General features: G+C 31.4%; 18 protein-coding genes and 2 pseudogenes. All 20 read right to left on the reverse strand.

Translation table 11 applies throughout. The features are described 5' to 3' along the window. Positions 1-3: 3 nt before the first annotated feature. The 20 genes and pseudogenes from yhbY to BB045_RS07940 all read right to left on the reverse strand — a co-directional run bounded on the left by yhbY (position 4) and on the right by BB045_RS07940 (position 15,246). The gene (yhbY, locus tag BB045_RS07850; protein ID WP_037536659.1) at positions 4-294 is read right to left on the reverse strand and encodes a ribosome assembly RNA-binding protein YhbY; all 291 of its coding nucleotides are present in this window, start codon (positions 292-294) and stop codon (positions 4-6) included. Position 295: 1 nt separating this feature from the next. Then, entirely contained in the window at positions 296-1,102 is an 807-nt protein-coding gene (aroE, locus tag BB045_RS07855; RefSeq protein WP_070581573.1) for a shikimate dehydrogenase, read from the reverse strand. 12 nt (positions 1,103-1,114) lie between these two features. Then, the gene (gene yqeH / locus BB045_RS07860; protein WP_075140650.1) at positions 1,115-2,215 is read right to left on the reverse strand and encodes a ribosome biogenesis GTPase YqeH; all 1,101 of its coding nucleotides are present in this window, start codon (positions 2,213-2,215) and stop codon (positions 1,115-1,117) included. After that, positions 2,216-2,743 (reverse strand): YqeG family HAD IIIA-type phosphatase, encoded by a 528-nt coding sequence (locus BB045_RS07865; protein WP_075140651.1) that lies wholly within the window; start codon positions 2,741-2,743, stop codon positions 2,216-2,218. It abuts the gene before it with no gap. 23 nt (positions 2,744-2,766) lie between these two features. Beyond that, positions 2,767-3,453, reverse strand: coding sequence for a 5'-methylthioadenosine/adenosylhomocysteine nucleosidase (locus tag BB045_RS07870; RefSeq protein ID WP_070581570.1), 687 nt, complete (start codon positions 3,451-3,453; stop codon positions 2,767-2,769). Positions 3,454-3,699: 246 nt separating this feature from the next. Further along, positions 3,700-4,956, reverse strand: coding sequence for an NRAMP family divalent metal transporter (locus BB045_RS07875; RefSeq protein WP_070581569.1), 1,257 nt, complete (start codon positions 4,954-4,956; stop codon positions 3,700-3,702). 12 nt (positions 4,957-4,968) lie between these two features. Next, the gene (gene pxpA / locus BB045_RS07880) at positions 4,969-5,721 is read right to left on the reverse strand and encodes a 5-oxoprolinase subunit PxpA (protein ID WP_075140652.1); all 753 of its coding nucleotides are present in this window, start codon (positions 5,719-5,721) and stop codon (positions 4,969-4,971) included. Beyond that, on the reverse strand, positions 5,721-7,082 hold the full coding sequence (locus BB045_RS07885) for an acetyl-CoA carboxylase biotin carboxylase subunit (RefSeq protein ID WP_070581567.1): 1,362 nt from the start codon (positions 7,080-7,082) through the stop codon (positions 5,721-5,723). The genes pxpA and BB045_RS07885 overlap by 1 nt, the downstream gene beginning before the upstream one ends. 13 nt (positions 7,083-7,095) lie before the next feature. After that, positions 7,096-7,326: pseudogene (locus BB045_RS12550) on the reverse strand (acetyl-CoA carboxylase biotin carboxyl carrier protein); the annotation flags it as partial. Positions 7,327-7,433: 107 nt separating this feature from the next. Continuing rightward, positions 7,434-7,545, reverse strand: a pseudogene (locus tag BB045_RS12555) (acetyl-CoA carboxylase biotin carboxyl carrier protein subunit); the annotation flags it as partial. A 3-nt stretch (positions 7,546-7,548) separates the two neighbouring features. Then, a complete protein-coding gene (locus BB045_RS07895) occupies positions 7,549-8,553 on the reverse strand; it encodes a 5-oxoprolinase subunit C family protein (protein ID WP_075140653.1) in 1,005 nt (334 codons plus the stop codon). Further along, positions 8,543-9,271, reverse strand: a complete 729-nt coding sequence (gene pxpB / locus BB045_RS07900; RefSeq protein ID WP_070581564.1) for a 5-oxoprolinase subunit PxpB — start codon at positions 9,269-9,271, stop codon at positions 8,543-8,545. Before pxpB ends, BB045_RS07895 begins: the two co-directional genes overlap by 11 nt. Before the next feature lie 533 nt (positions 9,272-9,804). After that, positions 9,805-10,281 carry a transcription elongation factor GreA gene (greA, locus tag BB045_RS07905; protein WP_037536682.1) on the reverse strand — a complete coding sequence of 159 codons (477 nt, stop codon included), beginning with the start codon at positions 10,279-10,281 and terminating at the stop codon, positions 9,805-9,807. 75 nt (positions 10,282-10,356) lie between these two features. Then, on the reverse strand, positions 10,357-10,980 hold the full coding sequence (gene udk / locus BB045_RS07910) for a uridine kinase (protein ID WP_037536685.1): 624 nt from the start codon (positions 10,978-10,980) through the stop codon (positions 10,357-10,359). Beyond that, positions 10,980-12,248 carry a peptidase U32 family protein gene (locus tag BB045_RS07915; RefSeq protein WP_075140654.1) on the reverse strand — a complete coding sequence of 423 codons (1,269 nt, stop codon included), beginning with the start codon at positions 12,246-12,248 and terminating at the stop codon, positions 10,980-10,982. The genes udk and BB045_RS07915 overlap by 1 nt, the downstream gene beginning before the upstream one ends. A gap of 15 nt (positions 12,249-12,263) precedes the next feature. Beyond that, a complete protein-coding gene (locus BB045_RS07920; protein ID WP_070581562.1) occupies positions 12,264-13,187 on the reverse strand; it encodes a peptidase U32 family protein in 924 nt (307 codons plus the stop codon). A 2-nt stretch (positions 13,188-13,189) separates the two neighbouring features. After that, the gene (locus tag BB045_RS07925; RefSeq protein ID WP_070581561.1) at positions 13,190-13,825 is read right to left on the reverse strand and encodes an O-methyltransferase; all 636 of its coding nucleotides are present in this window, start codon (positions 13,823-13,825) and stop codon (positions 13,190-13,192) included. A gap of 399 nt (positions 13,826-14,224) precedes the next feature. Next, entirely contained in the window at positions 14,225-14,539 is a 315-nt protein-coding gene (locus BB045_RS07930) for a DUF1292 domain-containing protein (RefSeq protein WP_070839582.1), read from the reverse strand. Positions 14,540-14,553: 14 nt separating this feature from the next. Next, positions 14,554-14,982, reverse strand: coding sequence for a Holliday junction resolvase RuvX (ruvX, locus tag BB045_RS07935; RefSeq protein WP_070581559.1), 429 nt, complete (start codon positions 14,980-14,982; stop codon positions 14,554-14,556). A gap of 3 nt (positions 14,983-14,985) precedes the next feature. Further along, positions 14,986-15,246: an IreB family regulatory phosphoprotein gene (locus tag BB045_RS07940; protein ID WP_070581558.1), complete on the reverse strand. Its 261-nt coding sequence runs from the start codon at positions 15,244-15,246 to the stop codon at positions 14,986-14,988. Positions 15,247-15,307 lie beyond the last annotated feature (61 nt).

Consider the following 15,307-nt stretch of genomic DNA (forward strand, 5'->3'; position numbering starts at 1 on the left):
AACTTATGGTAATGTAATTTCTTTATTATCAACTGATTCTCTATATATTACGATCATAGAACCAATCACCTGTACAATTTCACTTTTAGTTGCATTGCTTAACGCTACCGCTAATTCATTTTTATCATCAAAATTATTTTGTAACACGTGTATTTTAATTAATTCTCTATTTTCAAGTGTATCATCGATTTGAGCAATCATATTTTCATTAATACCTGATTTACCAATTTGAAAAATAGGATCTAAATTGTGAGCTAAACTTCTTAAATATCTTTTTTGTTTTCCTGTTAACATATTAAACTCCTTGTAATTTACTTAATACTGTATTTTTCATTTCTTTTAAGTTTGGTTTTTTTCCCGTCCATATTTTAAAACTTTCAGCGCCCTGATTTATAAACATATCTAAACCATTATGAATCACGTTACCTTTAAGTTCAGCTTCCTTTAATAACTTAGTCTTATATGGAATATAAATAATATCACTGACTAGTGTTCTTGATGATAGATTGTCTAATTTTATAACAGTGTCATCGTTATTATCTAGTCCTGCTGATGTTGTGTTGATGATAATATCAAATTCATCTAAATATTGTTCAGCTTGGTTTAATGAAATAGCATTAATATTCATATCCCATGATTCAAATCTACTCATCGTTCTGTTTGCGATTGTTAATTTAGGTTGAACAATCTTATTAAGTTCATTAGCAATTCCTTTACTTGCGCCACCAGCACCTAGAATAAGAATATAAGCATTAGCTAAATCAGGATATATTTGTTTGAGACCTGAAACATAGCCAATTCCATCTGTGTTATAACCAATCCATTTATTATCAACAATTTTTACAGTATTAACAGCTCCTACTGCTTTTGATTGATCATCAATTTCATCAAGATACTGAATAATACTCTCTTTATGAGGAATTGTCACATTAAATCCAACAATACGCTTATCTTCTATAATATTACGTATATTATGGAAGTCTTCTTTACGTACATGCAAAGCTTCGTACGAATCTTGCATATCTAATGATTTAAAGTTTGCATTATGCATTATTGGAGATAAAGAGTGAGAAATTGGATCGCCTATCACTGCATAATTCATAAATAATCCACCTTACATTATTGAATTTCTTAAGATTACATCAACATTTTTTGGTACACGCACAATAACTTGTGCACCTGATTCAATTGTTATAAACCCTAGACCGGAAATCATTATGTCTTTTTTCTCTTTTCCAGTCTCTAGTCTAACTGCTTTAGTATTACTCATATCAAATTGATCTGGGTTATTTGGTGGTGTTAAAACATTTCCAATTTGATTTCGCCATAAATCATTAGCTTTTTCTGTTTTGGTACGGTGAATATTTAAATCATTTGAAAAATAACAAACTAGCGGTCTTTTTCCACCTGAGACATAATCAATTCTAGATAACCCACCAAAGAATAACGTTTGCCCTTCATTCAGTTGGAAAACTCTTTGCTTAATTTCATTTTTAGGTACGATTGTTTTTAGTTCTTTTTCAGAAACATAGTGTGTCATTTGATGAGATTGAATAATACCAGGAGTATCATACATAAACGTTTTTTCATCTAAAGGTATGTCAATTAAGTCTAATGTAGTACCAGGAAATCTTGATGTAGTAACTACATCTTTCTCTCCTACACTTTGTTCAATCAATTTATTTATAAGTGTAGATTTACCTACGTTTGTTGTGCCTACTATATAAACATCCTGTTTATTTCGATTTTGGTCAATTGATGCTAGAAGATCATCGATACCCCAACCTTTTTGAGCAGATATCAATATAACATCGTCAGCATCTAAGCCATATTTTCTAGCAGTTTTCTTAAGCCATTCTTTTACTCGTCGTTTATTAATCTGTTTTGGTAGAAGATCTAGTTTATTTGCTGCTAAAATAATCTTCTTGTTACCAACTATTCGTTTTAAAGCATTAATAAATGATCCTTCAAAGTCAAATATGTCAACTACATTAACAATAATGCCATTTCGGTCAGACAGTTCATTTAATAAATTTAAAAAATCTTCACTATCCATTCCAACATCTTGAATTTCATTGTAATTTTTTAGTCTAAAACAACGTTGGCAAATAACATCCTCTCTAAAAAGGTTATGTTCAGGAACATAACCAGGTGCACTTTTATCTTCGGACTGAAGTGGCGCACCACAGCCAATACATTTTAATGTGTCATCCAATCAATTTTCCTCCCATTTGATATAGCCTTTATTTTTAAAGTAATTTAATAAGCGACGTTCAATAATACGGTTGAACTTTGTAATAAAACCATCTGTACGTTTAACAGGAACCACCATAATTGTATATAAACCATTTCGATTGCCTCCAAATACATCAGTTAACATTTGGTCTCCAATGACAATCGTTTCTTCTGGATTAATATTCATATGTTTAATAGCTTTTTTAAATGCTTTGCCCATAGGTTTTCTTGCTTTGAAAATAAAATCCACATCTAGATCTTTAGAAAAACTAGATACTCTATCTTCATTGTTGTTAGATACAATTGTAATTGTGATACCTAACTCATTTGCTCTTTTAAACCATTGCTGTATCTCTATAGTTGGAGATTTAACATCCCAACCCACTAAGGTATTATCTAAATCTGTGATAATACCTTTAAAACCAACCTCAGCTAACTTTTCAATATCTATTTGAAATACAGACTTAACGTAGTCGTTTGGCATAAAAAATTTTTTTATTAATCCCATTTATTTATCACCTTTATTATTATTTATAAAATTTTAATTAATGCTTCAACAATTGAACTTGAAGATTTTGCAGCTTCGCCAAGAAATTCTTCAAAAGATATGTCTGCTTTACCATTAGCTAAATCTGAGACTGCACGTGTAACTATAAAAGGAACATGAAATTGATAGCAAGTTTGTGCAATTGCAGTTGCCTCCATTTCAACAGCCATAGCCTCAGGAAACTGTCGTTTAATTGTTAATCGCTGCTCTATACTACCAATAAAACTATCACCACTAACAATTTGGCCAATTTTAGCATTATAATTTTTTTTATTAATTACTGTTTCTACCGATTTAAGTAGTTCTTGATCTGACTTAAATTCTAATGGCATTTGAGGTATTTGACCCAGTTTATAGCCAAATGCTGTTGCATCAACATCATGATAAACAACATCATTACTAATTAACATATCTCCAACAGATAAACTCTCATCTAATGCACCGGCAGATCCAGTGTTGATGATGAGTTTTGGATTGAATTTTTCAATTAATAACGTAGTTGAAATAGCAGCATTTACTTTGCCAATACCACTTTGAGTTAACACTACTTCTTTTGAATTTAATTTCCCTCTATAAAACTTTACATGTGCAACAGAAATTTCATTCATATCTGTTAATTTGTCTTTTAGTATAGCTACTTCTTCTTCCATAGCTCCTATAATTCCAATCATATTAACACCTCAGTCTTTATCTTAGCAATTGCTATTTTATCATATATTTTTATTCATCACGACAATGTTATTAACTCTTTAATTAAAAAAATAAATTCATCTAATATAAAAGCTTTTGGGGTCATGAAGTTAATGCACTAAATTAATTTAAACTTGTAAAAAAAAAGACCATTTCTATTAAAATTTAATAGAAACAGCCTTAAAGAATTATATAAGCACTTTACGAGTGTGCTCATTATTGAAAATTTAGCCTTTCCAAAGCGTAGCTAAATCTTGTAGTGAGAAAATACCAGTTACAATTGTTACAATCACTGCTACTATACCGAAAATAAGCATCCATGTAGGGTGTTTGTAGTCTCCGACTATAGATTTTTTACGACTTGCAATTAAAATAGCCCCAAGTATAATAGGTAAAATCCAACCATTTATTGCACCAGCAATAATAAGTAAACTAATAGGTTTACCAATAAATAAGAAAATTAAAGTCGAAACAACAATAAAGATAATTACAATAAGATTATTTTTAGTCAATAATGATTTATGTAATGTTTTCAAGAATGTAGCACTTGTATATGCTGATCCTATAACAGATGACATAGCAGCAGCAAAAATAACTACACCGAAAATATTTTTACCAATAGGTCCTATTGCGTGTTCAAATACAGATGCAGGTGGGTTATCAGTGCTTAATGTTACTCCAGTAACCACAACTCCTAATACTGCAAGGAATAATAATGTTCTCATAATACCGGTTGTTAATATACCAGCAATAGCAGAACGGTTTACAAATGGTAAGAATTCTTTCCCTTTCATTCCAGAATCTAAAAGTCTGTGTGCACCAGCAAATGTAATATATCCACCCACTGTTCCTCCGACTAGTGTAATAATTGGTAAAATTAATTTAACCGGATGTTCAGGAGCAAATGTGTGAACTAAAGCATCTCCATATGGTGGATTTGAAACAACCATAACATATGCAACTACTAGTATCATAACAACACCTAAAATCATCGATACAACATCCATGATTTTTTGTCCACTTTTACTTACAAAGATTAATATTGAGAAGATAGCTGTAATTGCAGCACCCCATTTAATATCTAATCCAAACATAGCATTTAACCCTAGGCCAGCACCGGCAATATTACCAATATTAAATGCCAGTCCTCCAAATGCAATTAGTATGGAAATTAAAGTACCAAGACCTGGCATAACTTTATTAGATACTTCTTGTCCACGAAGTCCAGTTACTACAAGCACACGCCAAATATTAATTTGTGCTCCAATATCAATTATAATGGAAATTAATATTGCGAATGCGAAGCTAGCGTAAAATTCTGCAGTGAATACAGCGGTTTGAGTTAGAAAAGCTGGTCCAATGGCTGAAGTTGCCATTAAGAATACAGAACCGTACAGTAATCGTCTGTGATTTTTTGTGAATTTAAATTCCTTTTCATTTGGATTAATTTCTTGATTTGGATTTTGGTTTAAGTTTTCTCCCATAATAGCTCCCCCTTATAAGGATTGAATATCAATGCCTTCTTTCGTTAATTTTTCTCTAATTTGCGATACAAATTCTAGTGCATGAGCCCCATCGCCATGCACACAAATCGTATCAGCTTTTAAATCAATTTCTTTTCCGTTTTTACTAACAACTTTGTTTTCAATTACCATTTTTAAAACTTGATCTAAGGCTTCTTCAGTATTAGTGATTACTGCATCTGCCTCTTTACGACTAACGAGTTGACCATTGTCTTCATATCGTCTGTCAGCAAACACTTCAGATGCAGTTCGTAATCCTAATGATTCAGCTTCAGTAATTAATAATGTATTTGATAACCCTACTAAGATTAGTGAAGAATCAAAATCATATACAGCTTGAGCAATTGCATGTGCAATGTTTTTGTCTTTAGCACCTATATTGTAAAGTGCACCATGAGGTTTAACATGATTAATACGTGTTTGATGTACCTTACAAAATCCATCTAACGCACCAAGTTGATAAACAACTAAATTATAGATTTCTTTTGGTGTAATATCCATGTTGCGACGACCAAATCCTTTTAAATCTGGTAATCCAGGATGAGCCCCAATACCTACAGCATTGTCTTTGGCAAGTTTAATTGTGTCATACATGACATTTTCATCGCCAGCATGGAAGCCACAAGCAATATTAGCTGATGTAATTAATGGAATGATTTGATTATCTCCACCGAATGAGTAATTTCCAAACGCCTCACCTAAGTCACAATTTAAGTCTATGCGCATTATAACTCCACTCCTTCGATTATTTGATGTTTTTCAAGGAATTTAATATCTACTTCACTTGCATCATCATTTGCATAAAGTGGGTAACTTAAAACTGCATATAAAAAGTCTGCAGTTGTTGTAAATCCTTCTATAACCATTTCATCAAGTGCTACTTTTAATTTGTTTATAGCTGTTTTTCGATCAGTATCTTTTACTATAACTTTAGCAACTAGCGAATCATAATAAGGTGATACTTGATACCCTGGATACAACAGAGAATCGACACGGATGTTGAAACCTTGAGGTAAATGTAACTTTTTAACTTTACCAGGCGAAGGTTGAAATTTCTTTTCTGGATTTTCAGCATTGATACGTGCTTCAATTACATGTCCATTAAACACAATATCATCTTGAGAAAATGGTAATTTATCATGTTGCATTAAGTATAATTGGGCTTGTAATAAATCTCTATCAGCGCGCATCTCTGTAACAGTATGTTCTACTTGAATACGTGCGTTCATTTCAATAAAGTAGTGTGCATCCTTAGTTACTAAAAATTCAATTGTACCTGCACTTCGATAATTTGATGCTTTTGCGACTGCAACTGCATCTGCACATATCTGTTGGCGTCTCTCTTCAGTTAAAGCGGCACAAGGAGATTCTTCTATTAATTTTTGGTTTTTACGTTGAACCGAGCAATCTCTTTCGCCTAAATGTACATAATTACCTTTACCATCACCAATAATTTGTACTTCCACGTGTTTCGCCACAGGTATAAATGCTTCAACATAAACTCTGTCATCGTTAAAGTATTTTTGTCCTTCGCTTTTCGCTTCTTTAAGGGATTTTTCAAGTTGTTCTGGCTCTTTTACTATACGGATGCCTTTTCCGCCACCACCACTTGCTGCTTTTAAAACAACAGGATAGCCAATTTCTTCAGCTAGTTCCTTTATTTCATCAACTGAATTAACTGCATCTTTAGATCCTGGAATTACAGGAACATCTGCATCATCTACAGTTTGTCGAGCAGTTATTTTATCACCCATTAGTTCCATTGTTTTCTTACTTGGACCAATGAATTGAATATTATTTTCTTCTACTTTTTCAGCAAAAGTTGTACTTTCAGATAAAAAACCATATCCTGGATGGATTGCATTAGCACCTGTAATTTCTGCTGCTCCAATAATTCGCTCAATATTTAAATAACTATCTAAAGGATTTGCTTCACCAATACAAACTGATTGATCAGCTAAACTAACATGTAAACTTTGCTCATCTCCTTTAGCATATATCGCAACGGTCTCGATTCCCATTTCACGACAAGCTCTAATTATACGGACCGCAATTTCTCCTCTATTTGCTACTAAACAACGATACATTTAGCTGTCCCCCTTATTTAACTTTTACTAGTACTTGATCATATTCAACATTTGTACCATGATCTGCTACTATTTCAGCAACTTCTCCATCTACATCGCTAGTTATTTCATTCATAACTTTCATCGCTTCTACATAACCAATAATGTCACCAACTTTAATTTTATCTCCAACTTTAATTTGTGGATCAGTTAACTCTTTACTATCTTGTAAGAAGAAAGTACCCACCATTGGTGAAGAAATTTCTTTAGAAGTTTCTTCACTTGCATTCGTTTGAACTTGTTGTGGATTTTCATCATTTACAGTGTTTGTACTTACTAAGTTTTGGTTTGAAGACACATTAGATGATTGGTAACCCTCAGTGAAATCTAATTCTAATTCGCTTTTATTATCCTTAAATTTAAAACGTTTAACGCCATTTGATTTAACTAAGTTAATAACTTCTTCTATTTTTTTTATATTCATCTATTATTTCTCCTCTTCAATTAATTTTGCTAATTTTTTTGATGTTGCTCGCATTGAATGCATATTAAATATTGGAGCCTTTGTCACTGATTCTAACTTCTCTTCAAAATGTTGATTAAAGTTTTTTAACATAGCATTCGCTTCATCCACAGATATCCATTTAAACTGTATCACATCACCCGGCTTAAATTGAGCTAGTTTTTTAAGATCTAATTGACTCACTGTAGCAATTTTTGTATAACCACCAACTGTTTGTTTATCATTCAAAAGTATTATCGGATTGCCATCATTTGGAACTTGGATACTACCCATCCCTACAGGTTCTGATATGATATCAGCTCCATTATCTGGTGGAATGTTGTCACCGATAAGTCTATATCCCATTCGATCTGATTGATCAGATATTTTATATTCCGATTCAACTAAGGTCTTTCTTTTTTCACGTGAGAAAGCATTTACTTGAGGACCTTCTATAATATGAATAATATTGTCTTGTTCTATTGCATCATAGTCGCTTGATTTTCCAAGATTAACCTTAAAGTTGCTATTTTGCACAACTTTAATATAATCGTCTTTTTTCAAAGCTCTACCATCAAAACCACCTATTTTACTTCTTGTATGTGTAGAGTAGCTACCAGCAACCATTTCAATATCAAGGTGATGACCAAAGAAAATATAACCACGTGCACCCTTTTTTGCTGGTCCAAATTCAAGTACATCGCCTTTATTTGCTAATAAGACATTATTATTGGAAATATTAATATCATTTAACTTTGCATTAAATTGACCACCTGTTATTACAAAGATGTTAGCTTGAGTAAAAGTCAATGTTGGTCCAATGATAGTAAATTCTAGGCTAGGACCGTTATTTCCGATTAGTTCACGTCCTAAGTTATAACTAAATTGATCCATTGCACCAGACCCGGAGAAACCTAAATGTTGATACCCAAAACGGCCTTTATCTTGAACGGTAGTGAAAAGACCTGGTTTCAAAATCTTAATGCCCACTACGAGTCACCCACTTTTCTTTATTAAATCTTCCATCATTGATTTCACTTTCAATTTGATTATACGTCTTCTCATCTATCGAGTAGAATTTAATATAATCACCAGCTTCATACAATGTCATAGGTTCAGAATATTGATCAAAGACTTTTAAAGGTGTTCTTCCAATAATTTGCCATCCTCCAGGTGAATCAGAAGGATATAAACCTGTTTGATTGTTAGCTATTCCAACTGAACCAGCATTAATTTTAACTCTTGGTTCAGATCTTCTAGGAGTATGAATACGTTCGTCTAAACCACCTAAGAATGGGAAACCAGGCATAAAACCTAGCATATATACAAGGTATTCATTAGTTGAATGGATTTGAACAACTTCTTCTGTAGATAAGTTGTTATAACTAGCTACCTCTTCTAAATCAGGTCCCATTTCTAAGTTATATAATACAGGAATATGTATAACATTTTTTTTAGAGTATGTATCCTCTTTCGAAACTTTGAGCTTATCTAATTCTAATTTTTCAATCAATTGTTTGTAATCGATTGAATCATTATTGAAATTAATCATAATAGCTCGATATGATGGGATAACATCTTTAATATCTGGAATATTTTTGGACAGAATATGTTGTGTAGTTAAATCAACCTCTTGATAATTAACCTCACTTATTTCTTCTTTGAAATAAAGCAATAGCGATTGCTCATTTATAACTTTAACTTCCAATCCATTGCCTCCCCTTTAATATTATTAATTGTATATTTGCGCCTTAAAAAGATGATTTAATATTTTAAATAATCATATTTTACCGATATGTATAAAAAATTATAACATTATAATATCTTAGTTGTTTAATAAGTATTTCAAATTATGAATAATAAAAAAAGCGAGATAAAATGTAATCGCTTACTTTATAGTGTAATTAGCAAATAATTCAATTGTATTTACAACGTTATTTAAGCATATAAAACTAATTTTGTCATGAAAAAGTTCATATTTTCAAATTAATTTGATAAAATATATGAATTTTTGTAACATAAAGTATAATTTTATCTTAAAAATTATCATATTCTAGCTGTTAACTTTTTTAATATCACTTTATTAAAGTTAATACAATAGCATTATTGGGTTATTAAAAAAAGCTATGAAAGAAATCATTGATATTTGATTTCTTCATAGCCAATATAAATATGCATTTAATTAATGTAAATAGCAAAATATTTAAAGAGTTTGTAAAACTTTATTCAGAAAAAATCTATCTATTTAATATTTACAATTTTAACATTAATTTCTCCACCATTTGGTAGAGGTACACGAACTTCATCTTTTAAACTTTTACCAATTAAAGCTTTAGCCATTGGTGATTCATTTGAAATTTTACCGTTGAATGCATCTGACTCTGCAGAGCCCACGATTTGATAGCTTTCTTCTTCATCTCCAGGTAACTCAATGAAAGTAACAGTTTTTCCAATTTGTACAACGTTGTTATCACCAGTATCCTCAATGATTAGAGCATATCTAAGCATATGTTCTATACGTTGAATATCTTGTTCGATAAAACCTTGCTCATCTTTAGCGGCATCATATTCTGAGTTCTCAGATAGGTCACCAAATGAACGTGCTACTTTGATTTTTTCAACAACTTCTGGACGTTTAACTGTTTTTAATTCTTCTAATTCTTTTTCTAATTGTTCATAACCCTCTTGAGTCATTGGATATTGTTTTTGATTTTCCATTATGTCATCTTCCTTTTTCAATTAATATAGTTTAGTCATTAAATATATAGTTTTTTGATACATATTGTAATTTACTTATTGTTTACTAACCAATGTTTGAATTTTAGTAGTCATTATATCAATTGCAACCTTGTTACTTCCACCTTCTGGAATGATAATATCTGCATATTTCTTAGTAGGCTCAATAAATTGATTATGCATTGGTTTGACAACATTTAAATATTGGTTAATTACTGATTCCATAGATCGACCACGTTCTTTAGTATCACGAACTAGTCGTCTAAGAATTCTTAAATCTGCATCAGTATCGACGTATATTTTAACATCCATCATATCACGTAGTGTTTTATTTTCTAAAGCAAATATACCTTCTACGATAATAACATCTTTAGGTTCAAATGCAATGGTTTCTTCACTACGTGTATGATTTGAATAATCATATGTAGGAACTTCGACTGCATGACCATTTCGTAAATCTTTTAAATTTTCAATTAGCAAATCATTATCAAATGCAAAGGGATGGTCATAATTTGTTTCTAATCGCTCTTCAAATGTTAAATGTGATTGATCTTTATAATAATAGTCTTGAGCAAGTAATGCGACACTATGGCCTTCTAAATTCTTCATGATTTCGTTTGTAACTGTTGTTTTACCAGATCCTGAACCACCGGCAATACCAATAATTGTTGTGTTTGCCATTATCTAATTTCCTTTCTCATCATGTTCTTAGGATAAATTGGATGATCTACTTTGATTTGTACAATTTGAAGTGGGTGACGTGCAGCATCTAGACTATTGCCCTCCTCATCATATATGGCATCAATAACTTGTCTAAAACTTTGTATTTCAGGTCCAAAGAATTCAATTTCTTGACCTGGTTTAAAGTGATTTCTTTGTTGTATTGTAGCAATTTGAGTAGTTTCATCATAATCTATTACTAATCCACAAAAATCGTAAGGTGATTTTTTATTTTGTTGAACACCAAACATTTGCTCTTCATATCCTGGTGTACCTTCAAAAAATGCTGGTGCAGTATCTCTATTAGCACATTTATCTAATTCTTTTATCCATTCAGGATTAATTTTAAAATTCTCAGGATCTTCAGCATAAGCATCAATAACTTTTCTATAAACTGATACAACTGTAGCTATATAATGAATAGATTTCATTCTCCCTTCTATTTTTAAAGAGTCGATACCGATTTCCATCATTTGAGGTATTGATTCAATTAATTTTAAATCCTTAGGACTCATAGCAAATGGTACGGTGTCTCCATCTTGATAATAAAGATCAAGTTCACCGTCATTATCTACTTCTAATAAATCGTAATCCCAACGACAACTTTGACAACAACCACCTCTGTTAGAGTCTCTAGCTGTCATATGATTACTAAGTGTACAGCGACCTGAATATGCAATACACATTGCACCATGTATAAATGCTTCAATTTCAATGTCTACATTTTCTTTCATTTCTTTCATTTCCATCGCACCAGTTTCACGTGCTAATACCACTCGATCTAAACCTTCTTCTTTCCAGTATTGAACCGCTTTAGTATTAGACAATGACTGTTGTGTCGATAAGTGTATTTCTAATTTAGGAGCAACTTGCTTACAAGTTTCAATAATTAAAGGATCTGCAACAATGATTCCGGTAGCACCCGTTTTTTCTAATTTAATTAAATAATTTTCCAGATCTTTAATATTCTCGTCATGAGCGATAATATTAGTAGTTACGTAAATTTTTGCATTATATTGACTTGCGAATTCAACGCCTTCTTTAATTTCAGCCATAGTAAAATTATCAGCATTAGAACGCAAACCATATTCTTGACCACCTAAAAATACTGCATCTGCACCATAATGTACTGCAATCTTTAATTTTTCTAAATTACCAGCAGGCGCTAATAATTCGGGCTTTTTAATTTTACTTTTCTCTTGTGTTTGAATTTCAGTCAATGTTTTCATTTTTAGCGCCTCCTTTTAATAAACTGTTTGTTTATATAAAAATCCTTCATCAAATGGACGATGTTCTGGTTGGATTGCTTCAATTGGATCTACTAACATGAATTTTTCATCTTCATATGCTTCAGGATCTTCATTATATAAATCTATAGCTTCTCTGTATTGAGCTGTAACAGTATTTATATATTCTTCACTTTGCAGAATTCCATCTATCTTAAAAGAATCAATTCCAGCTTCAAATAGTGGATCGAGTTCTTCAATTAAGCAGATATCATTTGGAGACATTATATGTGTACCATTAAAATCTTCAAATACAGGATATTTATTATCACGTTCTTCGTCATATAGGAGTAACTCTTTATCATCATTTTCACGTTTAATCTTCATTTGTCTATCTTGGAAAGTATAATAGTTCCCAAGCAACATGCGTTTAGATTGGAACATACAAGTCATCCCATGTACTTGAACTTCAATTTCAACATTTGCATTCTCTTTTATATTTATTATTTCATCTAAGTTTAATTCTCTCGCTAGAAGTGCTCGTTTGGCACCTCTTTTTCCCCAATAGTTACATTGGAAATAGTTAGTTACTATAGTTTCAGCATCCCAATTTAGTGGTATCGGATTATGTTGGTTTTTGACATACATGACGACTGCAGGGTCACCAAATATAATTCTGTCTACTCTAACTTCATGTAAGAAATTAATATAGTCTTCCAATGCATTTAAATGATAATTGTGGAAAATGCCATTTACAGCAACATATATTTTTCTATCATGCTCATGCGCTAATTTGACTGCTTGTTTAATATCCTCACGATTAAACTCTCCTGGTAATCTTAACCCAAATTTTTGTTCACCAATGACAAATGCATCTGCACCAATATCTATTAGTGTTTCTAAATGACTTAATGATTTAGGAGTAACGAGTAATTCCGTCATAATTATTCTCCTTTAATTGATATTGCTAACCCATCATCCATATTTATAAAGTTAGTACTGTAATTTTCTAGACTAATTAGCCAATCATTAAATTTTTGAACTTTTTTAACCATTTGCTTAACATTTCTTGAACGTACGATATCTATATTCGATACAAAACCGTGGTATAGAACATTATCTGTAATGACTAGTCCACCATTTCTTAATAGTGGTGTGTAATATTCAAAAAATTTCTTTGATTGAGCTTTTGCTGCATCAATAAAAATAATATCATATTGTTTATCACTGACTTTGTTATATTGCTCTAAAGCATTTCCCTCAATAAGTCTTATTTGTGATGAGTAGCCATAAGTTTCGAAATTTGATTTAGCTTGTGTAATCATTTTCTCATCACGCTCTATAGTCGTAATATGTATATCATTTGATACGGATGCAAATTGCATTGAACTATACCCTATTGCAGTGCCAATTTCTAGAATGTTTTTTGCACGATGTATCCGAATTAATTGTTTAATCATCTCTAGGGATAATCTATCGACAATTGGTACAGCATTTTGCTCCGCATATTCTCTTAACGTTTCAATTTTATTATCTGTTTTACGATGTATATCCAATAAATACTGCTGGTTAGCTTCCATTAATTTACTTCCTTTTTAAAGACAAAATGACATTAAAAAATAAACCAGTCGATATGGAGTTATCCACTAAACTTTAAAAGTTTTAAATAAACTTAACCGTGCTAGGATAACTTATACTTATAAATGTATGACTGATTTAAATATTTATTAAAACTCATTGTCTACCTATAAGAATTTAACTTTAAATATTTTATCATATATTTGATTGTAATTTAAGATGTAATATGTAAAAAAACACGATTTTATCAATCAAAAAAGGAGCAGAATAGAACTCGAATTGAATTCATTATCCCACTCCTTATATAAAATTTCTGTTCTGAATTATAAATTAAATCACATATTGACAGTTCAGTCAGCTAATTTAAATTTGTTTTAGTATTAAATATTAAATCTAGGAAACTATTCTTCCATGTTTGTGTTAACTACTTCTTCAATCATGTCCCATTCTTCATCAGTCTCGATAGGTACTAATTTACCACCATCACCTGATTCATCAGGTTCATTAATCATTGGAATCAATTCAATCATGTCATCATCGTCAGATTGAGCACCTTCCTCAGCTAAAATAACATATTCTTTTTTAAATTCTGGATGATAAAATTCCAACATTTTACGATATAAAACTTCGTTACCATTTTCATCGAATAAAGTTAATAACTCTTCTTCATTACTAATATCTAATTTTACATCGTGGTTATGATTATGTTCAGTCATTGTTTATTACTCCTTTATTGGATTGAATCTAAATAGCCTTGCAATATAAATACTGCTGCCATTTTATCAATTACTTTTTTTCTTTTTTGTCTAGATACATCTGCTTCAAGTAATGAACGCTCTGCTGCCATAGTACTTAATCGTTCATCCCACATAATTATCTCTATATCAGGTAAGCTTTCTTTGAGTAACTCCTTGTATCTTAACGAAGCTTCTCCACGAAAGCCAATAGAATTATTCATATTCTTAGGTAAACCAATTACTACAGAACCAACGTTATGTTCTTTAATAATGGTCACTAATTGATCTATGCCAAAATCTTCTAGTTCCTCGTTAATTCTTAGAGTGTCCAATCCTTGGGCAGTCCAACCCATTAAATCGCTTATAGCTACGCCAACTGTTTTACTACCTACATCCAAACCCAAAATTTTGTGCGTTAACATATACTAGTTCTTGTTCTCTTTTAAATAATTTGAAACGAGTTCTTCCATGATAACGTCACGATCAATGTGGCGAATTTGATTTCGAGCATCATTTTGACGAGGTATATATGCAGGATCACCTGAGAGTAAATATCCTACAATTTGATTTACAGCATTGTAACCACGCTCTTCTAAAGTTCGGTGTACGTTGTTTAACACTGTTTCAACATTATCTTTCGGAATTTCTTCATAGTCAAACTTCATTGTTTTATCAATATTATCCATAGATGCGACACTCCTCTAAAACGAATTATCTTACATACACCAATTTTACACTAGTTGATTA

The sequence above is a fragment of the Staphylococcus sp. MB377 genome, from assembly GCF_001922505.1.
Taxonomy (GTDB): Bacteria; Bacillota; Bacilli; order Staphylococcales; family Staphylococcaceae; genus Staphylococcus; species Staphylococcus haemolyticus.

Excerpts from the sequence above, each read along its gene's own strand:
- BB045_RS07940 (WP_070581558.1), bottom strand. The coding sequence starts at position 15,246 with ATGGATAATATTGATAAAACAATGAAGTTTGACTATGAAGAAATTCCG.
- BB045_RS07930 (WP_070839582.1), bottom strand. The coding sequence starts at position 14,539 with ATGACTGAACATAATCATAACCACGATGTAAAATTAGATATTAGTAAT.
- ruvX (WP_070581559.1), bottom strand. The coding sequence starts at position 14,982 with ATGTTAACGCACAAAATTTTGGGTTTGGATGTAGGTAGTAAAACAGTT.
- BB045_RS07865 (WP_075140651.1), bottom strand. The coding sequence starts at position 2,743 with ATGGGATTAATAAAAAAATTTTTTATGCCAAACGACTACGTTAAGTCT.
- BB045_RS07875 (WP_070581569.1), bottom strand. The coding sequence starts at position 4,956 with ATGGGAGAAAACTTAAACCAAAATCCAAATCAAGAAATTAATCCAAAT.
- greA (WP_037536682.1), bottom strand. The coding sequence starts at position 10,281 with ATGGAAAATCAAAAACAATATCCAATGACTCAAGAGGGTTATGAACAA.
- udk (WP_037536685.1), bottom strand. The coding sequence starts at position 10,980 with ATGGCAAACACAACAATTATTGGTATTGCCGGTGGTTCAGGATCTGGT.
- BB045_RS07915 (WP_075140654.1), bottom strand. The coding sequence starts at position 12,248 with ATGAAAACATTGACTGAAATTCAAACACAAGAGAAAAGTAAAATTAAA.
- BB045_RS07925 (WP_070581561.1), bottom strand. The coding sequence starts at position 13,825 with ATGGAAGCTAACCAGCAGTATTTATTGGATATACATCGTAAAACAGAT.
- BB045_RS07885 (WP_070581567.1), bottom strand. The coding sequence starts at position 7,082 with ATGTATCGTTGTTTAGTAGCAAATAGAGGAGAAATTGCGGTCCGTATA.
- BB045_RS07870 (WP_070581570.1), bottom strand. The coding sequence starts at position 3,453 with ATGATTGGAATTATAGGAGCTATGGAAGAAGAAGTAGCTATACTAAAA.
- aroE (WP_070581573.1), bottom strand. The coding sequence starts at position 1,102 with ATGAATTATGCAGTGATAGGCGATCCAATTTCTCACTCTTTATCTCCA.
- yhbY (WP_037536659.1), bottom strand. The coding sequence starts at position 294 with ATGTTAACAGGAAAACAAAAAAGATATTTAAGAAGTTTAGCTCACAAT.
- BB045_RS07920 (WP_070581562.1), bottom strand. The coding sequence starts at position 13,187 with ATGACGGAATTACTCGTTACTCCTAAATCATTAAGTCATTTAGAAACA.
- pxpA (WP_075140652.1), bottom strand. The coding sequence starts at position 5,721 with ATGCGCATAGACTTAAATTGTGACTTAGGTGAGGCGTTTGGAAATTAC.